This is a genomic window from Labrys wisconsinensis, assembly GCF_030814995.1.
In the GTDB taxonomy this organism is placed as follows: domain Bacteria; phylum Pseudomonadota; class Alphaproteobacteria; order Rhizobiales; family Labraceae; genus Labrys; species Labrys wisconsinensis.
In genome coordinates, this window is record NZ_JAUSVX010000003.1 from 475,566 (window position 1) to 493,871 (window position 18,306).

The 18,306-nt window shown below is 70.3% G+C and carries 20 protein-coding genes; 10 read left to right on the plus strand and 10 right to left on the minus strand.

The window, feature by feature from the left end:
* Position 1: 1 nt before the first annotated feature.
* The 5 genes from QO011_RS12195 to QO011_RS12215 form a co-directional block, all read right to left on the minus strand.
* On the minus strand, positions 2-739 hold the full coding sequence (locus tag QO011_RS12195; protein ID WP_307272146.1) for an ABC transporter ATP-binding protein: 738 nt from the start codon (positions 737-739) through the stop codon (positions 2-4).
* Positions 736-1,449 carry an ABC transporter ATP-binding protein gene (locus QO011_RS12200; RefSeq protein ID WP_307272148.1) on the minus strand — a complete coding sequence of 238 codons (714 nt, stop codon included), beginning with the start codon at positions 1,447-1,449 and terminating at the stop codon, positions 736-738. Before QO011_RS12200 ends, QO011_RS12195 begins: the two co-directional genes overlap by 4 nt.
* A complete protein-coding gene (locus tag QO011_RS12205) occupies positions 1,449-2,471 on the minus strand; it encodes a branched-chain amino acid ABC transporter permease (protein WP_307272150.1) in 1,023 nt (340 codons plus the stop codon). The genes QO011_RS12200 and QO011_RS12205 overlap by 1 nt, the downstream gene beginning before the upstream one ends.
* Before the next feature lie 24 nt (positions 2,472-2,495).
* Positions 2,496-3,365, minus strand: coding sequence for a branched-chain amino acid ABC transporter permease (locus QO011_RS12210; RefSeq protein WP_307272152.1), 870 nt, complete (start codon positions 3,363-3,365; stop codon positions 2,496-2,498).
* Between the two features lie 92 nt (positions 3,366-3,457).
* A complete protein-coding gene (locus QO011_RS12215; protein ID WP_307272153.1) occupies positions 3,458-4,690 on the minus strand; it encodes an ABC transporter substrate-binding protein in 1,233 nt (410 codons plus the stop codon).
* 312 nt (positions 4,691-5,002) lie between these two features.
* On the opposite strand from QO011_RS12215, the gene QO011_RS12220 reads away from it, so the two are divergent.
* The 4 genes from QO011_RS12220 (at position 5,003) to QO011_RS12235 (ending at position 9,435) form a co-directional block, all read left to right on the plus strand.
* Positions 5,003-6,025 carry a sugar ABC transporter substrate-binding protein gene (locus QO011_RS12220; protein ID WP_307272155.1) on the plus strand — a complete coding sequence of 341 codons (1,023 nt, stop codon included), beginning with the start codon at positions 5,003-5,005 and terminating at the stop codon, positions 6,023-6,025.
* Positions 6,026-6,117: 92 nt separating this feature from the next.
* A complete protein-coding gene (locus QO011_RS12225) occupies positions 6,118-7,476 on the plus strand; it encodes an LLM class flavin-dependent oxidoreductase (RefSeq protein WP_307272156.1) in 1,359 nt (452 codons plus the stop codon).
* 13 nt (positions 7,477-7,489) lie between these two features.
* Positions 7,490-8,704 (plus strand): acyl-CoA dehydrogenase family protein, encoded by a 1,215-nt coding sequence (locus QO011_RS12230; RefSeq protein WP_307272157.1) that lies wholly within the window; start codon positions 7,490-7,492, stop codon positions 8,702-8,704.
* Between the two features lie 179 nt (positions 8,705-8,883).
* Positions 8,884-9,435, plus strand: a complete 552-nt coding sequence (locus QO011_RS12235; RefSeq protein WP_307272158.1) for an HdeD family acid-resistance protein — start codon at positions 8,884-8,886, stop codon at positions 9,433-9,435.
* Positions 9,436-9,449: 14 nt separating this feature from the next.
* Here the strand turns inward: QO011_RS12235 and QO011_RS12240 are convergent, their stop codons facing one another.
* On the minus strand, positions 9,450-10,211 hold the full coding sequence (locus QO011_RS12240) for an ArsR/SmtB family transcription factor (protein WP_307272159.1): 762 nt from the start codon (positions 10,209-10,211) through the stop codon (positions 9,450-9,452).
* Between the two features lie 147 nt (positions 10,212-10,358).
* Here QO011_RS12240 and QO011_RS12245 point away from each other — a divergent pair, with 147 nt between their 5' ends.
* Together QO011_RS12245 and QO011_RS12250 are read left to right on the plus strand one after the other, a co-directional pair.
* The gene (locus QO011_RS12245; protein ID WP_307272161.1) at positions 10,359-10,604 is read left to right on the plus strand and encodes a type II toxin-antitoxin system VapB family antitoxin; all 246 of its coding nucleotides are present in this window, start codon (positions 10,359-10,361) and stop codon (positions 10,602-10,604) included.
* Positions 10,604-11,032, plus strand: coding sequence for a type II toxin-antitoxin system VapC family toxin (locus QO011_RS12250; RefSeq protein ID WP_307272162.1), 429 nt, complete (start codon positions 10,604-10,606; stop codon positions 11,030-11,032). Before QO011_RS12245 ends, QO011_RS12250 begins: the two co-directional genes overlap by 1 nt.
* A 185-nt stretch (positions 11,033-11,217) precedes the next feature.
* On the opposite strand, the gene QO011_RS12255 is transcribed toward QO011_RS12250, so the two are convergent.
* The 3 genes from QO011_RS12255 to QO011_RS12265 all read right to left on the minus strand — a co-directional run bounded on the left by QO011_RS12255 (position 11,218) and on the right by QO011_RS12265 (position 13,217).
* On the minus strand, positions 11,218-11,508 hold the full coding sequence (locus tag QO011_RS12255) for a hypothetical protein (protein WP_307272164.1): 291 nt from the start codon (positions 11,506-11,508) through the stop codon (positions 11,218-11,220).
* A 249-nt stretch (positions 11,509-11,757) separates the two neighbouring features.
* Positions 11,758-12,705: a D-2-hydroxyacid dehydrogenase family protein gene (locus QO011_RS12260; protein WP_307272166.1), complete on the minus strand. Its 948-nt coding sequence runs from the start codon at positions 12,703-12,705 to the stop codon at positions 11,758-11,760.
* Between the two features lie 104 nt (positions 12,706-12,809).
* Positions 12,810-13,217, minus strand: a complete 408-nt coding sequence (locus QO011_RS12265; RefSeq protein ID WP_307272168.1) for a helix-turn-helix domain-containing protein — start codon at positions 13,215-13,217, stop codon at positions 12,810-12,812.
* 482 nt (positions 13,218-13,699) lie between these two features.
* Here QO011_RS12265 and QO011_RS12270 point away from each other — a divergent pair, with 482 nt between their 5' ends.
* From QO011_RS12270 to QO011_RS12280, 3 genes are all read left to right on the plus strand, one after another.
* A complete protein-coding gene (locus QO011_RS12270) occupies positions 13,700-14,059 on the plus strand; it encodes a hypothetical protein (RefSeq protein ID WP_307272170.1) in 360 nt (119 codons plus the stop codon).
* A 220-nt stretch (positions 14,060-14,279) separates the two neighbouring features.
* Positions 14,280-15,131, plus strand: coding sequence for a metal-dependent phosphohydrolase (locus QO011_RS12275; protein ID WP_307272172.1), 852 nt, complete (start codon positions 14,280-14,282; stop codon positions 15,129-15,131).
* Positions 15,132-15,219: 88 nt separating this feature from the next.
* Positions 15,220-15,513, plus strand: a complete 294-nt coding sequence (locus QO011_RS12280; protein ID WP_307272173.1) for a hypothetical protein — start codon at positions 15,220-15,222, stop codon at positions 15,511-15,513.
* Between the two features lie 13 nt (positions 15,514-15,526).
* Here QO011_RS12280 and QO011_RS12285 read toward each other — a convergent pair whose 3' ends face one another.
* Positions 15,527-17,794 carry a heavy metal translocating P-type ATPase gene (locus QO011_RS12285; RefSeq protein ID WP_307272175.1) on the minus strand — a complete coding sequence of 756 codons (2,268 nt, stop codon included), beginning with the start codon at positions 17,792-17,794 and terminating at the stop codon, positions 15,527-15,529.
* 77 nt (positions 17,795-17,871) lie between these two features.
* Between QO011_RS12285 and QO011_RS12290 the strand changes: the two genes are divergently transcribed.
* The gene (locus tag QO011_RS12290; RefSeq protein WP_307272177.1) at positions 17,872-18,291 is read left to right on the plus strand and encodes a MerR family transcriptional regulator; all 420 of its coding nucleotides are present in this window, start codon (positions 17,872-17,874) and stop codon (positions 18,289-18,291) included.
* Positions 18,292-18,306 lie beyond the last annotated feature (15 nt).

Here is an 18,306-nt window from a genome sequence, read left to right on the forward strand (position 1 = left end):
CTCAGGGGGCGGGCGCCGCCCCCTGCCCTTCGCCGAGATAGAGCTCGCGCATCAGCCGCGAGTGGCGCAGCGCCTCGATCGTGTCGGCGGCGACGATGCGGCCGGACTGCATGAGATAGCCGCGCTGGGCCACGGCGAAGGCGAGCGAGGCGTTCTGCTCGACCAGCAGCACGGCGGCGCCGAAATTGCGGCGGACATCGGCGATGACGGCCTGGACCTCCTTGACCATCAGCGGCGACAGGCCGAGCGAGGGCTCGTCGAGCAGCAGCAGGCGCGGGCGCGCCATCAGGCCGCGGGCGATGGCGAGCATCTGCTGCTGGCCGCCGCTGAGCGTGCCGCCCTTGGCGCCGCGCTTCTCGGCGAGGATGCGGAAATAGGCCTGCATGCGCTCGATATCGGCGGCCACCGCGCTCTGGTCGCGCCTGACATAGGCGCCGAGGCGCAGATTCTCCTCGACCGTCAGGTCCGCGAAGATGCGCCGGCCCTCCGGCACCATGACGATGCCGGCCGCCGCGAGCCGGTCCGGCGGCTGCCCGGTCATGTCGCGCCCGTCGACGAGGATGCGTCCGCGCGTCGGCCGGAGTGCGCCGCAGATGGCGCGCAGCAGGGTGGTCTTGCCGGCGCCGTTCGGCCCGAGGATGGTGGCGACCTCGCCCTCGCCGACGCTCAGCGACACGTCGCGATTGACGTTGACGGCGCCATAGGCGGTGTCGACGCCGTCGACCGCGATGAGGCTCATGCCGGCGCTCCGAGATAGACCTCCATCACCCGCCGGTCGTTGAGGACCTCCGCCGGCGTTCCCTCGGCGATCTTGGTGCCGAAGTCGAGGACGACGAGCCGCCGGCAGATCGAGGCGATCAGGTTCATGTCGTGATCGATCAGGCAGATGCCGAGGCCGCGCCCGGGCAGCCCGGTGATGATCTCGGCGAGCTGCGACGTCTCGCTGTCGTTGAGGCCGGCCGCCGGCTCGTCGAGCAGGAGAAGCTTCGGCCGGGCCGCCAGCGCCAGGGCGATGCCGAGCCGCCGGAGATTGCCGAACGGCATCGATCCGGCGATCTCGTCGCCGCGCCCGGCGAGGCCGACGAAGGCGAGCAGGTCGTCCGGCGCCATCAGCGGCGCCACGCCCTCGGCGCCGTGCTCGCTGGCGATCTTGATGTTCTCGTTCACCGAAAGATCCGGGAAGGACATCGCCTGCTGATAGGTCCGCACCAGGCCCTGGCGGGCGATGCGGTGCGCCGGCAGGCCGGCGATCTCCTGCCCCAGCCAGGTGATCCGGCCGCCGCTCGGCTTCAGCGCGCCGGCGACCACGTTGAACAGCGTGGTCTTGCCGGAGCCGTTCGGCCCGACAATGCCGAGGATCTCGCCGAGCTCGGCCGACAGATCCACCCCGTCGAGCGCCACGACGCCGCCGAACGCCTTGCGCAGGCCCCTGATCTCGAGCGCGCTCATCAGCGGACGATCCTGCGGCGCAGCGCGAGATAGAGGCTCGCGAGCCCCGCCATGACGCCGCCGGGCAGGGCGAGGATCACCACGATCAGGCCGACGCCATAGGCGATCCGGGCGTCGATGGGATCGAGGTTGAGCACTTCGGGCAGGAAGCTGACGATGCCGGCGCCGACCAGCGGGCCGAGCAGCCGCCGCGGCCCGCCCAGCATCACCATCAGCGCGATGTAGACGCTGGGAAAGGCGCCGTAGAGGTCGGGTGAGATGTGCTGCAGGAAGTAGAGCTGCAGGATGCCGGCCACGCCGGCGAAGGCGCCGCTGACCATGAAGGCGATGATCTTGTGGAGGCCGGTGTTGATGCCGATGGCCTGCGCCAGCACCTCGTTCTCGCGGATCGCCCGCAGGGTGCGGCCATAGCGCGAGGCCATGATGAGATGGGTGACGCCCATGCTGGCGAGCATGAAGGCCACGACAAGGAGATAGAGGTTCTGCAGGCGGCCGAAATTGACGCCGAGGATCGTGCCGATCGGCGAGACGTCGAGCCCGGTCGCCGAACCGGTGAAGGTGCCGCCATTGGTGAGGATGATGGTGAAGAGGCCGCAGAGCGCGAAGGTGATGATGACGAAATGATGCCCGCCGACGCGCAGCGCAGGCAGGCCGACCAGGCCCGCGACGAGGGCGGAGAAGAGCGCCGCGGCGGGCAGCGCCGTGAAGAAGCCGAGCCCGGCGTCGCGCGCCAGGATGGCGCCGGCATAGGCGCCGACGCCCATCAGCGCGGCATGGCCGACGGACATGATGCCGGCCTGGCCGAACAGGATGGCGAGGCCGTAGAGCGCCACGACGCTGACGCAGGTCGAGGCGGCGAGCGACAGGATGCGGTAGCCCGGATGCAACCAGGGCAGGCCGAACAGGACGACGGCGACGATGACGGGCAGGGCGAGCCGCTCGATCAGCGTGAGGCGCACCGGCGCGGTCCCCACGGCCTCGCCGGCCTCCCGGGGATGCTGCAGCGTCGATGTCTCGGCCATGGCGTTCATCTTGGGGCCCGGATCTCAGACGGCCCGCGGCCCGGCGGTGCCGCCGAGGAGGCCCTGCGGCCGCAGCAGGAGGATGAGGATCATCAGGACGAAGGAATAGGCCTCGGTCCATTCCGGCAGGCCGTAGCCGGCGCTGAGGCCGTCCATCAGGCCGAGCACGAGGCCGGCGACGACGGCGCCGAAGACGTTGCCGAGGCCGCCGATCAGCGCCACCGCGAAGCCGCGGACCACGATGACGCTGCCGATGAAGGGCGTGATCGGGAACAGGGCGATCATCAGCGCGCCGCCGAGGCCGGCCAGCATGCTGCCGTAGACGAACACGCCGGTGACGTAGCGCCGGACCGGCACGCCCATCAGCGCCGCCGTGTCCGGGTCGGCGACGCTGGCCCGGAGCGCCAGGCCGTAGCGGCTGCGCGAGATGCCGAAGAAGGTGATGGCGACAATGATCGCCGTGACCACCACGACAGCCACCCGCATCTCGATGATGCGCACGCCGCCGACCTCCCAGACGTCCGTGAGCGGCGCAGGGATCGCCTTCTGGTAGGAGTTCCAGAAGCGGATGACGACGTGCTGCAGCACCACGATCAGCCCGAGCGAGATGATGAAGCCGTTCATCGGGCGGTCGAGCGTCAGGCGGAACAGGCCGCGCTCCAGGACGAAGCCGAGGAGGCCGACGCCGAGGACCGCCGCGGCGGCCGCCAGGAGGAAGTTGCCGCCCTGGCCGATGACCAGCCAGGTCAGCATGCCGCCGACCATCAGGAACTCGCCATGGGCGAAGTTGATGATGCCGGTCAGGCCGAAGATCAGCGTGATGCCGATGCCGATGAGGATGATGACGCTCGCGACCGACAGGCTGTTGATCAATTGCTGAAGCAGGATGTCCATCGCGGCTCCGGGCAGGCGTCCCCCGTCACGGTTCGGAAAAAGACGCCGGCCCCGAGGGGGAGGAGGCCCGGGGCCGGCGCGGCGGGAGGGGATCAGCCCGCATTGTCACCCGCAGGCGGCTCGGCCGGCGGCTCCTCGACAGCGCATTCGAACTGATCGGACGTGTTCGGCTTCACCAGGCAGACCTCCGTGGCGAAGGTGACGCGATGGCGCTTGTCGAAATAGAGCGGCACCTTGGAGACGACGCCCTGGTACTTCATGCCCTCGAGCTGGGCGACGACCTTGTCGGGATCGGTGGTCCCGGCCTCTTCCAGCGCCTTGGCGTACCAGTGGACATAGTCGTAGTAGAGCAGCGAGACCGAGGACTGCACGCCCTTGGCGGCGCCGGCGGCGAAATAGCGGTCAAAATAGGCCTTGGCCTCCGGCGAGGGCGGCGCGCCCCAGCACATCGGCACGCAGCTCAGCGTCACCGGCGCGGTGGAGACGAGCTTGCGCTCGGCCCAGATGCCGGGATCGACGCCGAACAGGAAATAGCCCTTGGCGACGTTGAGCTGCACCGCCTGCGGGAAGGCGATCAGCGTGATGTCGCCGTTGTACCAGAAGTGCACTGTGTCGGGATTGAGGCTCTTGGCCCGGGTCAGGAGCGGCGTGAAGTCGGTGGTCGAGGGCGGATACTTGATCAGCTCGACCTGCTGGCCCTCGGCCTCGAGCGCCTTGACATAGTGGGCGGAGAGATATTGGCCCGTCGCGTCGTCGGCGACGAAGACGACGGCCTTCTTCAGCGGCTGGCCGATCTCCTTGCCGAGGAGCTTCAGCACGCCCCGCGCGGTCGAGCCGCTGCGCTGGAACTCGGGCGGCTCGGTCTGGAAGGTGTAGTGCAGCGGCCCGCCCGGCGCCACGGCCTCCTCGGTCAGGATGGCGCCGAGCGAGGAATTGCCGGTGAACTGCAGCACCTTGGCCGGCCCGGTAATCTTGGTCATCGACACGGAGAAGTCATGGGTCTCGGTGCCGTAGATGGCGCTGACGCCGATATCCTCGACGAGCTCGCGCGCCGCGGCGATGGCGACGTTGACGTCGGTGCGGTTGTCGCGGTTCTGCAGGTCGATCTTGTAGGTCTTGCCGGCGATCTTGATGCCGCCGGCATCGTTGATCTCCTTCGCCGCCAGCGTCACCCCGGCGCCGATGGTGTTGCCGGCCGAGACGAACGCACCCGTCTGAGCCGCGTCGACGCCGATCTTGACGGTGTCCTCCTGCCCGAAGGCCGGACCGGCGAGCGCCGTCAGGCCCGCCACGAGAATCGCAAGTCGTCCAGCGATGGTGACCATCGGCACGTCCCTCCCCCTCGTTGTTCTTATGCGCTTCCAGGGTTGTCATACAACCCTGCATCCTGATAAGTTTCCCGGGAATGGTTGTCAAGGCGGATGCGGGCCACGGCACCGCCGCGGTGCGGCGGCGGTCTTCGCGATGCGCAGAACGCCCGTTCGTAAACGGCCTCTTGGAGAGAAGCCTGGCGGCGGCCGGGGATCGTCGAGCTTGAGCGATGGCTTTAGTGTATATAATCTACTTATTTAATTGACTTTATAGGACGCAGAGTGTCTGTTGCGTCTCCCCACGATCGGACACGCCGGAACAGCCCCATGGACACGTCTTCCTCCGCCCTCCTCGCACGCCGCTCCGTCCTCAAGATGGGATCGGCCCTGGCCGGCGCACTCGCCTTGGGCGGTGCCGCCTGGGCGGACGATGCGGTGAAGCCTGCCGGCGAGCCGGCGGCGCCCTCGCTCAAGGGCAAGACCATCGCCATCAGCGTCGCCGGGACCGACCATTTCTTCGACCTCAAGGCCTATCAAGCCCAGATCGAGACGGTGAAGGAGCTGGGCGGCACGCCGATCGGCCTCGACGGCGGGCGCAACGACAAGCAGATCGTCACCCAGTTGCAGACGCTGCTGACCCAGAAGCCGGATGCGGTGATCCAGACGCTGGGCACGCTGCCGGTGGTCGATCCCTGGCTGAAGAAGCTGCGCCAGGCGGGCATCCCGGTGTTCTCGGTGGACCTGCCCTCGACCAACGTCATCAACACCGCGACCTCGGACAATTTCTCCCTCGGCGCCCAGCTCGCCCTGCAGCTGGTCTCCGATATCGGCGGCAAGGGCAACCTCGTGGTGTTCAACGGCTTTGCCGGCGTCCCCGTCTGCGAGATCCGCTACACCCAGCTGCGCAACGTCCTGAAATATTATCCGGAGGTGAAGATCCTGCAGCCGGAGCTGCGCGACATCATCCCGAACACAGTGCAGGACGCCTATGCTCAGATCACGGCCCTGCTCAGCAAATATCCGGAGAAGGGCTCGATCTCGGCCGTCTGGTCGGCCTGGGACATTCCCCAGCTCGGCGCCACCCAGGCGCTGATCGCCGCCGGCCGCACGGAGATCCTCACCTATGGCGTCGACGGCTCGCCCGAGGTTCTGGCGCTGGTGAAGGACCCCAAGGCGCCGGCCGGCGCGGTCGCGGCCCAGCAGCCCGCGCTGATCGGGCGGACCGCCGTGCTCAACCTCGCCCGCTACCTCGCCGGGGACACGTCCCTGCCGTCCCAGACCTTCCTGCCGGCGATCATCGCCACCAAGAAGAACGCGGCGGAGGTGCAGAAGCAGCTCGGACAGGCCTGAGCCGGCCGAGCCAGACGCCGACGCGGCCGGGTTCTCCGCGTCGGCCCCCGGTGCGATCCCCCTGCCCGCCGCGAGGCGGCCCGAAATCGTCCATGCCGATCATCCTCAACGCCTTCGTGATGAACACGCCGAGCCATCTGTCGCCCGGCCTGTGGCGTCATCCCGACGACAGTTCGACCGCCTATACCAGCCTCGACCACTGGATCGACCTGGCGCGGCTGCTGGAGCGCGGCCGGTTCTCGGCCATGTTCCTGGCCGATACGCTCGGCACCTACGAGGCCTATGCGGGGTCGATGGCGCCGGCCTTCCGGCACGGGCTGCACACGCCGATCAACGATCCCCTGCTGCTGGTGCCGGCCATGGCCGCCGCCACGACCGACCTTGCCTTCGGGGTGACCTGCTCGGCGAGCTACGAGCATCCGTTCAGCCTGGCGCGCCGCTTCTCCACCCTCGACCACCTCACCGGCGGGCGCATCGGCTGGAACATCGTCACCTCGGCGCTCGACAGCGCCGCGCGCAATTTCGGCCGGCCGCAGCAGCTCGATCACGAGGAGCGCTACGATCGCGCCGAGGAATATCTCGAGGTCTGCTACAAGCTCTGGGAAGGCTCGTGGGCGGACGACGCCGTGCGGCGCGACAAGGCCGGCGGCCTCTATGCCGAGCCCTCCCGCATCCGGCCCATCGATCATCGCGGGCGGTATTTCGAGGTGGCCGGGCCGCATCTCGCCGAGCCCTCGCCGCAGCGCACGCCCGTCCTCTACCAGGCCGGCGCCTCGCGCAGAGGCCGGTCCTTCGCCGCGCGCCACGCCGAGTGCATCTTCGTCGGCGCGCCCTCGCGCGCGGCGCTGCGGCGGACCGTCGACAACCTGCGCACCGCCCTGGCCGAAGCCGGGCGCGACCCGGCCAGCGTGCCGATCGTCGCCGAGCACACCGTCATCACCGCCCCGAGCGCGGCGGAGGCCGAGGACAAGCGCGCCGACTATGCCGGCTACGCCTCGGAGGACGGCGCCCTGGCGCTGATGTCGGGCTGGATCGGCGTCGATCTCAGCCGCTATCGCCTGGACGATCCCTTCGAGCACGTCGAGAGCAACGCCATCCAGTCGGCGGTGGAGGCGATGAGCGCCGCCGATCCCGGCCGGGTCTGGACCATCCGCGAGATCGCCGCCTGGTGCGGCATCGGCGGCCTCAGCCCGGTGACGACGGGCGCGCCGGAGGCGGTCGCCGACGAATTGGAGGACTGGATCGCCTCCACCGGCATCGACGGCTTCAACCTGTCCTATGCCGTGATGGACGGCGGCTTCCGCGACTTCGTCGAGCTGGTCGTGCCGGTGCTGGAGAAGAGCGGCCGCCATCCCGCGCGCTATCCGCCCGGCACGTTCCGCGAAAAGCTGTTCGGCGCCGGGCCGCGCCTGCCGGGCAGCCACCCCGCCGCCGCCTTCCGCTTCCCCTGACGACGAGACGACCATGCCCGAGATCGATGAGGCCTGGGGCTCCGGCCCGACCCCGCGCTACGAAGCGCTCGCCGGGCGCTTCCGCCCGATCTTCGAGCGCATCCGCGCCGGCACCGTCGAGCGGGAGCGCCGGCGAGCCCTGCCGCATGCCGAGATCGGCTGGCTCAAGCAGGCCGGCTTCACCGCGCTGCGCCTGCCGGAAGCGGCGGGCGGGAGCGGCGCCAGCCTGCCGGAGCTCTTTGCCCTGCTGATCGAGCTTTCGGCCGCCGATTCCAACCTCACCCAGGCGCTCCGGGCCCATTTCGGCTTCGTCGAGGAGATGCTGCACACCAAGGTGCCCGGCCGGCGCGAGGCCTGGCTGCCGCGCCTCGCGCGCGGCGAGACCGCCGGCAGCGCCCGCAGCGAGGCGGGCGAGGCGGCACAGGCCGCCTTCGAGACCAAGCTCCACCGCCGCGACGGCCATTGGCTGATCGAAGGCCGCAAGTTCTACACCACCGGCTCGCTCTATGCCGACTGGGTGCATGTCGCCACCACCCGGGCCGAGGACGGGGGCGCCGTCACGGCGGTGGTGCGCCGCGACGCTCCGGGCGTCGCGGTCGTCGACGACTGGGACGGCTTCGGCCAGACCCTGACCGCCAGCGGCACGGCGACCTTCGACGGCGTGATCGTGCAGGACGCGGACCTGCGGGAGGATGCGTCGATCTTCCCCTATGCCCTGCCCTTCTACCAGATCGTGCATCTGGCGACGCTGGCCGGCATCGGCCGGGCCGCGGCGCGGGACGTCGCCGAGGCCGTCGCCCGCCGCAAGCGCGCCTACAGCCACGGCGCCGCAGCCCTGCCGAAGCAGGACCCGCAGGTGCTGCAGGTGGTCGGGCGGGTGCGCGGCGCCGCCTATGCCGCCGGCGCCATCGTCGCCAAGGTGACCGAGGCGGTGCAGCGCGTCGCCACGGAAGGCGACTCGCCCGAGCCGCAGGCGCTCGCCGTAGCGGAGATCGAAACGGCCCAGGCCGTCGGCGTGGTCTCCAGCCTCATTCTCGACGCTGCCACCGTCCTGTTCGACGCGCTCGGCGCCTCGGCGGTGCTGCGCGAGGCCGGCCTCGACCGGCACTGGCGCAACGCCCGCACGATCACCTCGCACAATCCGCGCATCTACAAGGAGCGCATCGTCGGCGATTTCGCCGTCAACGGGATCGCCCCGCCGCAGTCCTGGCGGGTCGGGCGGGTATGAGGCCTCCGCCGCGCGTTGCGACGATCCGGTTCCGCCGAGGTCGGCGCTTCCCGTCCGCTCTGTTACGGTAACGGCGCGCCGCCGGGAGCGCGCCCGGGCTGACCTGCGGCCGCGGGCGGGTGGCTGCCGATCAACGCTGCCGCGCGTCGATCGATGGAGCACCGTTCGAGGAGGAAGACATGACCGCATCCGATGCCGGCTCCCCCGCCACCCTGGTGCCGCCGACCTGGCTGCGCATCCTGCTCGGCCTCGCCTTCGTCGTGGCGGGTGCCTTCGTCCTGGCCGACCTGGCGCTGGCCACGCTCGCCAGCACGCTCGTCATCGGCGGGGCGGCGATCGCGGTGGGCCTGTTCGAGATCGTGCACGCCTTCTGGAGCAGGGGTTGGGGTGGCTTCCTCTGGCAGATCCTGCTCGGCGCGCTCTACACCGTCTTCGGCCTGATGATGGTCAGCCAACCGCTGTTCGGCGCGCTGGTGCTGACCTATGTGGTCGGCATCGTGTTCCTGGCGACCGGCATCGTGCGCATCGTCATCGCCGTCCGGCACTGGCGCCTCGCCGGCTGGCTGATGCTGCTGTCCGGTGCGTTCGGCATCCTCGCCGGCCTGGTCGTGCTGACGGAATGGCCGATGAGCGGCGCCTGGGTGCTGGGCCTGCTGCTCGGCATCGACCTCCTCAGCCACGGCGTCGCCTGGCTGACCTTCGCCTGGCTGCCTCTGGTGGGGCGGGCGTAGGCCGCCCCGAACGCTCAGGCGCAGGGCTTGCGGAACAGGGCCGTCGCGGCCAGCGGCTTGCCGGCCTCCAGGAGGCTCTTCAGGCTGGAGAGGATGGCGACCCAGCCGGTGCGCGCGGTCGAATCCGACGGCAGCGGCGCGTGCGTGATCTTGAGCTGCACCGAGCCGCCGAACGGCAGGAGCTCGAAGACGACGGTCGAGGCAGCCGCCTCGGGCTCGGCCGGCTTTCGCCAACTGTAGGAAAGCCGCGTCGGCGGAGCATAGTCGAGGACGGTGCCGGAGATGTCGAAGTCCTCGCTGTCCTCGATGTAGAAATGCACGGGCGAGCCGACCGTCCAGTCCGAGGCGATGCGCCGGCCCGCCCAGTACTGGCGGGTGAAGGCGCCATCGGTGAGCGCCTGGAAGATCCGCTCCGGCGCGGCGTCGATGAAGATGGAATAGGCGAAGCTCTCGCCGGTCTCGCTCATGGGTCTTTCCTCCAGCGCGGCTTTCAGGTCGAGCAATGCCGCGACGCGATGGGTTTCGTATCGGCCGATCCAGCGGCTGTAGATCTCGCCGATCGGCACCGGGTTGAGGTGGTGCAGCTTCTCGCGGCCGCGCCACACCGTGACGATCAGGTTCGCCGCCTCCAGCTGCGCCAGATGCCGGCTGACGGCCTGGCGCGTCAGCGCCAGACCCGTGCAGAGCTGCCCGAGCGTCAGCCCGTCGGCCCGGCGCAACCGATCCAGCAACTCGCGACGCCTGGGGTCGGCCAGCGCCTTGAACACCTCGTCCATGACGGCATCATGCAATAAAATCATTGCATGTCAAGACAAGCAAGGATTTCGTTGCATGCCGTCTTCGGCTTATCGGCTCGATCGATGGTGTTCTCTTGTTGTGATTGCCAGTCCACGATATCTTGATTGCAATTTGGAGATATCAACGTGCCGCTGTTCATCCGCGATGACGACGTGACCACCATGGCCGAGGAACTGACCCGCCTCACCAAGGCGCGCAGCAAGACCGAGGCCGTTCGCACCGCGCTCCGACATGAGTTGGAGCGCACCCGGGCAAGCCTGCCGGTTCGCGACCGGCTCGCCCGGATTCACGAGAAGGCCGCGAAGATCGGGCTTCCCAATCCCGATTTCGACATGAAGGCCTATACCGACGAGATGTGGGGCGACGCCTGATGTTCATCGATGCCTCCGCGATCGTCGCCGTCATCAATCAGGAGCCGGGCTGGCAGGAAATCGTCAAGCGCCTGTCGGAGATGCAGGACGGATGCCTGGTCTCGCCGGTCGTGCGATTCGAAGCCGTCCTGGCAGTTGCCCGCGCGGCCGCGAAAGCCGGTGGCGCCGACGTGAAGCCGACTCCGCACATTCTGGCGATCGCGCGAGAGCTGGTCGACGAGTTGTTCAAGGAGTTCGAGGCCCGGGAGATCGAGGTTTCCAGGGCAATCGGCGACAAGGCCCTCGACGCGGCCATGACCTACGGCAAAACCATCGGTCACCCCGCTGATCTCAATTTCGGCGACTGCTTCGCCTATGCCTGCGCCAAGGAGTACAAGACCGGCCTCATCTATAAGGGAGACGACTTCGCGCGAACCGATCTGGCGTAAGGCCCGGCGCCGCCTTGACAGCCATCTCCAGGAGGCGCGAGCGGCCGGCGGCGAGGCCGTCGCGGTGCGGGACGAAATCGACATCGCCCGCCGCCGGAACCGCGCTCCGATCCACGAACCTGCTCGGCCCGCCGGTGCGCCTCGTGCCGGCGCACGTGGCCGGCCCGACCGGCAGCTTCCACGGCTCAGGCCGGCGCCGTCACCGCCCGGCCGGCGGCGCGCGCCGCCTCGGCCGCCTCGCGCGGGACGAGGCGGAACAGCTCCAGGCGGAACACGTCGATCTCGCCGGCCACATTGGCATTGTCGGGCAGCTCTTCCAGCGAAATGCTGTGGGCGTGGACGTAGCGGCGCTCGCGCGTCCAATAGCCCGGCTCGTGCAGCTTGCGGATGGTGTAGATCTCCCAGAGATAGAGCTCCTCCTCCGGGGCGATGCACTGGACGAGCGTCCCCGGCCTGCAGTCCTCGACCCTCAGCATGCCATCCCTCCTCCGACCGACCGCGGCCGCTCCAGGCCTCCGCTCTCCATGCACCAGAACAAATGCAGAACATCATCGCTCGCCGCACAGGCCCTGGCAAGGGAGTGGCAGGCTCTCGCGCCGAGGTATCCGCTGGCCGGCCGGCGTTACGGTGACACTGCAGTCGATTGCAGGCGGCAACGCGGGCGCCGGGTTCAGTGGAGTGTCACCGGAACATGGGAAGAGCGGGCGCGGGCGTCCGGCGGCGCGCTACATCACCCGGATGGGCGCGCCGTCGAGCCAGGCGAGCAGGTTCTCCACCGTCTCGCCGTAGAACAGCGCGTAGGTCCGCCGGGTGACGAAGCCGACATGCGGCGTCGCCAGCACGTTGGCCAGCCGGCGGAAGGGGTGCGCCGGCGGCAGCGGCTCCCGGTCGAAGACGTCGAGGGCGGCGCCGGCGATGGCCCGCCGCTCCAGCGCGTCGACCAGGGCGGCCTCGTCGACCAGCGGCCCGCGCGACGTGTTGATCAGCCAGGCGGAGGGTTTCATCAGGGCGAGGTCGCCGGCACCGACGATGCCGCGGCTGCGCTCCGACAGCACGAGGTGGATGGTCAGCCAGTCCGCCTCGCGCAGCAGCGTCGCCTTGTCGACCAGGACCGCCCCGGCGGCGGCCGCGGCCTCCGCCGTGAGGTTCTGGCTCCAGGCGATGACGGTCATGCCGAAGGCCCGGCCGACCGCGGCGACACGGCTGCCGATCGCGCCCAGGCCCATGATCGCGAGCGTGCTGCCCGCGAGGTCGGCGCCGACACCGACCTGCCATCCCCCGGCACGCAGCGACGCGGCCTCGGCCGGAATGTGCCGCGCGGCGGCGTGGATCAGCGCCCAGGTCAGCTCCGGCGCGCCGTTGGCGGCGGAGCGGGTGGCGCTGACGATGATGCCGCGTGCCCGCGCCGCCGCGAGATCGAGGGAAGCGTTGCGTGTGCCGGTCGAGGCGATGAACCTCAGCCTCGGCAGGCGCTCCAGCACGGCGGCCGGCAACGGCGTGCGCTCGCGCATCACGCAGACGGCGTCGAAGCCGGCGAGCCGCTGCACCAGCGCCGCGGGGTCGTCGACATGGTCGCGGAACACCGTCACCCCGGCCCGCGCGCGCACCGCGCTCCAGTCGGCGCTGTCCAGGGCCGCGCCCTGATAATCGTCCAGAACCGCGATCTCGATCATGCCGGCACCGGGAGAGGAATGCCGCCGCGGCGGCGCGGCGGAGGCAGGTATGGGCGTCGGCCCGGCCGCGCGCCGTTCTGCAACGGTGCGGCGCCGGCGAGCCGCTAGTCCGTGCCTTCGTCGCGCAGCGGCGTCGAGGCGCGGTCGATCAGGGCGCGCAGCGTCGACTTGTGCTCGGGCGCCATGCGATAGCCGCGGCCGTACCAGCTCTCGATGGCGATGCCGTGCGGCGAGAGCTTGTGGCGTATGCGGCAGACATGCACCTTGACGATGCTGTTGTCGGGGGTGTCCCGGCCGTAGCGGCCGGCATAGAGCCCCTGATAGATCTGCTCGAACGTCGCCATCTCGAAGCGCAGGATCGTCGCCAGGACGATCTCCTCCTGCGGCGAGAAGCGGGCAATGGCCTCAAAGCCCTGGCGTGGCGCCAGATTGGCCTTGAGCTGCGCGATCGCCTCGGCCTGCGTTTCCGCCACAGCCTTCAACGCGGCGATGGTATCGGCAAGACTGCTCACGTATGACCTCCGTCCGTCTGGCGTGCCTTCGATCGGCTGGCGGTGGAGGCCCTTCACAAGCTCTTGTACGCACTGGTTCTGCTCTTTTCCGAAGACCCTGATCCGATCATCGCGCCTCATCGCGGCGAGCGAAAGGCATCGGACCATTTTCGCCTGGAACTTCACAGATTTAATTCGGCTCCACCGCTGCGGTTCCAGGCTCTCGGTCACGGTTTCGCGAAGAGGAGATTAGCCGGCATTGTTGCGCTGCAAGAATGCGGGTAGTTGTCGCGGGGCAATGGGGCTGCCGCGGGCCGAATCGAGGCGAAGCCGGGGCGTTTCCGGCGCTTCGCCGTCAACCCTCCCTCAACCCATCTCGCAGGCTCACCGCCGCCATGCGGCCGCAGGGCTGTACAGGCTCGATCGGATGGATCAAATATGGCGGTCTGGAGTTGAATCAGTTCCGGCGGCCCGCGCGCGGGTGCGGCCGGATGGAGGTTGTCATGTCCGTCAAGACCCTGATGTTCGCGCTCGCCGGCAGCGCGGCGCTCGCCGCTGCGGCGCCCGCCTCGGCGATGCCGCTGCAGCCCGCCCTCCCCGCCGCCGCCGGCAGCGTGGTGCAGACGGTCGCCTCCGACGACACCCAGACCTACCGGCCGCACCACCGCAAGGCCCCGCGCTATGCCCGGCAGGTGCGCCCGGCGCCAGCACCGCCGGTCGACTATTCCTACTCCTACGTCGCCCCGGCCGCCCGCAGCGGTTTCGGTGGCTTCGGTGGCTTCGGCTTCGGCTACGACTATACGCCGCACGAGCTCTACTACTACGACATCCAGCGCGAGCAGACGCCGGTGTTCGGCCACTGAGCGGGATTTCGCGGATCGCACACGGCTGCGGTCCGCGCAACTGCGCTGAAACCTCGACAGTCTGCGGTCTCCCCGGGCCCATGCCTTCAGACGGAGCTCGGAGAGGCCGCCTGCACGCCGTGCACCCCGCCGAAGCGCTGTTCGGCCGCGTGGCCAGACGTCCCCGCCTGCGCTATGATGGCGATGGAGCCGCGGCCGCGGCGTCGTTCGGGGTCGATCGATGCTGAATCCCTCGGAGCTGATCGCGGACGAGCTCGGGCGCCAGCTCTCGGCGACCTATCGGCGGGCCTTCGGCGGACGCCAGCCGATCTACGCCGAGATCATCGACGAGGCGGCCCGCCTGGTGATCGAGCGCATCGCCTCCAGCGACGCGCTCTACCACAATGCCGAGCACACCGCCCTGGTGACGCTGGTGATGCAGGACATCCTGCGCGGCTGGCGGGCGCAGCGCGAGGTGACGCCGGCGGACTGGCTGCACATGACGCTGGCCGCCCTCACCCACGACATCGGCTATGTCCGCGGCACCTGCCGGGCCGACACCCGGGTCGAATGCGTCATCGACGCAGCCGGCACCATGCTGCCCATGCCCCGCGGCTCCTCCGACGCCTACCTGGCGCCCTATCACGTCGAGCGTTCGAAGATCGCCATCCGCGAGCGCTTCGCCGCGCATGCCGTGATCGACGCCGACCGCCTGGCCGCAGCGATCGAGCTGACGCGCTTTCCCATCCCCGAGGGCGACGACCACGCCGCCACCAGCACCGAGGCCGGCCTGGTGCGGGCGGCGGACCTGATCGGCCAGCTCGGCGACCCGCTCTATCTGCGCAAGCTCAACGCCCTGTTCCACGAGTTCTCCGAGATCGGCATGAACGAGGAGCTCGGCTACGAGACGCCGGCCGACATGGCCGAGCGCTATCCGCTGTTCTTCTGGTCGCGGGTGGAGCCCTATGTGCGCGACGCCATCTCCATCCTGGAGCGCACCATGGAGGGGCGGCAATGGGTCGCCAACCTCTACAGCCACGTCTTCGCGATCGAGCACGCGCTGCCGACCATCGGGCCGCACCCCGGCCAGTAGCGCCCTCCCCTCATCCTGCCCTCATTCGCAGCCGCTATGCCTTGGCGCGCCGGATGCCGGATGCGCGCCGGCCGCTGCGGAGGAAGCCATGCCGAGCCTGAGCGAGGGACCGTCACGCGCCGCGCCGTCATCCGGTCTCGGGGCGACGCTGCGTCGCCTGCCCATTGCCCTTGCCGTCGCCGTCGGCGGCTGGGTGACGGTCGACCTCCTCGACACGGATGCCGCGGCGGGCGGCGACTACGACACCCTGTTCATGCTGGGCTTCCTGTCCGTGGTGATGCTGCCCTGGATGCTGTCGCCGGCGATCGAGGCGCGGCGAGGCTGGATCCGGCGCGCCGTTTCCGCGGCGCGGGACGGCATGGACAGGTCCTCGTCGGACTGACGCCGCGCCGCAATCAGGCGCGGCCGAGGCGCAGCAGCCGCATGGCGTTGGCGGTGACCAGCACGGTGGCGCCGGTATCGGCCAGGATCGCCGGCCACAGGCCGGTGATGCCGGCCACCGTCGTCACCAGGAACACCGCCTTGAGGCCGAGGGCGATGGCGATGTTCTGGTGGATGTTGGCCATGGTCCGCCGCGCCAGATCGAGCATGGCGTCGACGTCGCCGATGCGCCCGCGCAGCAGCGCCGCGTCGGCGGTCTCGAGCGCCACGTCCGTGCCGCCGCCCATGGCGATGCCGACGTCGGCCGCCGCCAGGGCCGGTGCGTCGTTGATGCCGTCGCCGACCTTGGCGACGACACGGCCCTGGCGCCGCAGGTCGTCGACGATCCGCAGCTTGTCCTCCGGCAGGAGCTCGGCCCGGGGCTCGATGCCGAGCGTCCGGCCGATCGCCTCGGCGGTGCGCCTGTTGTCGCCGGTCAGCATGACGAGCCCCATGCCGCGGCGGCGCAGCGCCTGCAGGGCCGGCAGGGCGTCGGGCCGGGCCTTGTCGGCGAAGGCGATCAGCCCGGCCGGCACGCCATCGGCGAGCAGCACCGACACGGTGTTGCCCTCGGCCTCCAGGCGCTCCAGCGGCACGGCCACATCAGGCGGCGGGGCCAGCCAGCCCAGGCGCTCGGCCGCGGCCCGCGGCGAGCCGAGGAAGAGGTCGACGCCGTCGAGCCGGCCGGCGACGCCCTTGCCGCCGACCGCCGCGGCCTCCGCCGCCGGGCGGACGGGAAGGCTGCGTGCCGCCGCCTCCGCCAGAACCGCCTCGGCCAGGGGATGGCTGGAGCCGGCTTCGAGCGCGGCGGCGAGCACGAGCACATCCGTCTCGCTGCGGCCGAGCGCCACCAGCCCGGTGAGGCGCGGGCGGCCCGCGGTCAGCGTGCCGGTCTTGTCGAAGGCGATGTCGGTGACGCGGGCGAGCGTCTCCAGCACCACGCCGCCCTTCATCAGCAGGCCGCGCCGCGCACCGGCCGAGAGGCCGGAGGCGATGGCCGCCGGCGTCGAGATGACCAGGGCGCAGGGGCAGCCGATGAGCAGCACCGCAAGGCCCTTGTAGATCCAGCCGGCCCAGTCGCCGCCGGCCAGCAGCGGCGGTAGCACGGCGACCAGAAAGCCGGCGGCAAGCACGCCGGGGGTGTAGAAACGGGCGAAGCGGTCGATGAAACGCTCGGTCGGCGCCTTGGTCTCCTGCGCTTCCTCCACCAGGCGCACCACCCGGGCGATGGTGTTGTCGGCGGCCGCCGCCGTCACGGCAATGCGCAGCGCTGCCGTGCCGTTGACCGTGCCGGCGAAGACCCGGTCGCCCGGCGCCTTGCCCACCGGCGTGCTCTCGCCGGTGACCGGCGCCTCGTCGACGGCGCTCTCGCCGGCCGTGACCTCGCCGTCCGCGGGAATGCGCTCGCCCGGACGCACCAGCACCACGGCGCCGGGCGCGAGATCCTGCGCCGGCACCTCGCGCAGGACGCCATCCGCCTCGACCAGCGCGGTGCGCGGCACCAGGGCGGCGAGCCCGGCGATGCCGGCGCGGGCCTTGCCGGCCGCGACGCCCTCCAGGAGTTCGCCGACCAGGAACAGGAAGACCACGGTCGCCGCCTCCTCGCCGGCACCGATGACGACGGCGCCGACGGCCGCGACGGTCATCAGGCTCTCGATGGTGAAGGGTGAGCCGTTGACCGACGCCATCGCAGCGCGGCGGGCGATCGGCACCAGGCCGACCAGCATGGCGATGGGAAAGGCCCAGGGCGCGACCGCGGGGACGAGCTTGCCGACCGCCCAGGCCAGCGCCAGCGCTGCGCCGGCGGCGAGCGTCAGGCGCCCCTTGGACGAGGCCCACCAACGCCCATCCGCCGGTACTCCATGGCTATGCAACTCAGGGCCGGCATGCTCGTGACCGTGATGGTCATGCGCGTGGCCGTCATGGTCGTGATGCTCGTGGTCCCCGTGATCATGGGTATGATCACCATGGTCGTGATGGCCAGCGTCATGGCCGTGCGCGACGCCGCCCCGGTCGGCGGCGGCAGCGCCGATGACGGTGGCGCGGTAGCCGAGGCTGCCGACCTTGCGGGCGATCGCCTCCGGCCCGGCCTCGGAGCCGTGGCGCACGCTCATGGTCGCGCCCGCGACGGAGACCGCGACATCCTCGATGCCGGGCAGGCGGCGCAGCGCCGTGTCGATCTTGGCCGCGCAGGAGGCGCAATCCATGCCCTCGACGCGGAAGCGGGTTTGAACGGCGGTCATGGCGATCTCTCGGCAGCCCCTTGCATCGGATCGCCAGGACGCTACATCCTCTAGCGACTAGAGGAGCAAGGACGAAAATGAGGGTGCTGCCGATCGGCGAGGTGGCGCGGCGCAGCGGCGTCAAGGTGCCGACCATCCGCTATTACGAGGGCATCGGCCTCCTGCCGGTGCCGCCGCGCAGCGACGGCAACCGCCGCCAATATGACGAGGCGGACCTGAGGCGCCTCACCTTCATCCGCCATGCCCGCGAGCTCGGCTTCGAGATCGAGGCGATCCGCACGCTGCTGACGCTGCAGGACGACCGCGACCAGTCCTGCGCCGCGGCGGACGCCATCGCCGGCGCCCGCCTGGCCGAGGTGGAGCAGCGCATCGCCAGCCTCACCGCCCTCAAGGCCGAGCTGCAGCGCATGGTCGAGGGCTGCGCTCATGGCCGGGTGGCGGAATGCCGGGTGATCGAGATCCTGGCCGACCATGGCCAGTGCCGCCACCACCACTGACCGGCCGCCGCGGTC

Bases quoted from the DNA above. Each gene is read 5' to 3' on its own strand.
- QO011_RS12195 (WP_307272146.1), bottom strand. From the start codon at position 739: ATGAGCCTCATCGCGGTCGACGGCGTCGACACCGCCTATGGCGCCGTC.
- QO011_RS12200 (WP_307272148.1), bottom strand. From the start codon at position 1,449: ATGAGCGCGCTCGAGATCAGGGGCCTGCGCAAGGCGTTCGGCGGCGTC.
- QO011_RS12205 (WP_307272150.1), bottom strand. From the start codon at position 2,471: ATGGCCGAGACATCGACGCTGCAGCATCCCCGGGAGGCCGGCGAGGCC.
- QO011_RS12210 (WP_307272152.1), bottom strand. From the start codon at position 3,365: ATGGACATCCTGCTTCAGCAATTGATCAACAGCCTGTCGGTCGCGAGC.
- QO011_RS12215 (WP_307272153.1), bottom strand. From the start codon at position 4,690: ATGGTCACCATCGCTGGACGACTTGCGATTCTCGTGGCGGGCCTGACG.
- QO011_RS12220 (WP_307272155.1), top strand. From the start codon at position 5,003: ATGGACACGTCTTCCTCCGCCCTCCTCGCACGCCGCTCCGTCCTCAAG.
- QO011_RS12225 (WP_307272156.1), top strand. From the start codon at position 6,118: ATGCCGATCATCCTCAACGCCTTCGTGATGAACACGCCGAGCCATCTG.
- QO011_RS12230 (WP_307272157.1), top strand. From the start codon at position 7,490: ATGCCCGAGATCGATGAGGCCTGGGGCTCCGGCCCGACCCCGCGCTAC.
- QO011_RS12235 (WP_307272158.1), top strand. From the start codon at position 8,884: ATGACCGCATCCGATGCCGGCTCCCCCGCCACCCTGGTGCCGCCGACC.
- QO011_RS12240 (WP_307272159.1), bottom strand. From the start codon at position 10,211: ATGGACGAGGTGTTCAAGGCGCTGGCCGACCCCAGGCGTCGCGAGTTG.
- QO011_RS12250 (WP_307272162.1), top strand. From the start codon at position 10,604: ATGTTCATCGATGCCTCCGCGATCGTCGCCGTCATCAATCAGGAGCCG.
- QO011_RS12255 (WP_307272164.1), bottom strand. From the start codon at position 11,508: ATGCTGAGGGTCGAGGACTGCAGGCCGGGGACGCTCGTCCAGTGCATC.
- QO011_RS12260 (WP_307272166.1), bottom strand. From the start codon at position 12,705: ATGATCGAGATCGCGGTTCTGGACGATTATCAGGGCGCGGCCCTGGAC.
- QO011_RS12270 (WP_307272170.1), top strand. From the start codon at position 13,700: ATGTCCGTCAAGACCCTGATGTTCGCGCTCGCCGGCAGCGCGGCGCTC.
- QO011_RS12275 (WP_307272172.1), top strand. From the start codon at position 14,280: ATGCTGAATCCCTCGGAGCTGATCGCGGACGAGCTCGGGCGCCAGCTC.
- QO011_RS12280 (WP_307272173.1), top strand. From the start codon at position 15,220: ATGCCGAGCCTGAGCGAGGGACCGTCACGCGCCGCGCCGTCATCCGGT.
- QO011_RS12285 (WP_307272175.1), bottom strand. From the start codon at position 17,794: ATGACCGCCGTTCAAACCCGCTTCCGCGTCGAGGGCATGGATTGCGCC.
- QO011_RS12290 (WP_307272177.1), top strand. From the start codon at position 17,872: ATGAGGGTGCTGCCGATCGGCGAGGTGGCGCGGCGCAGCGGCGTCAAG.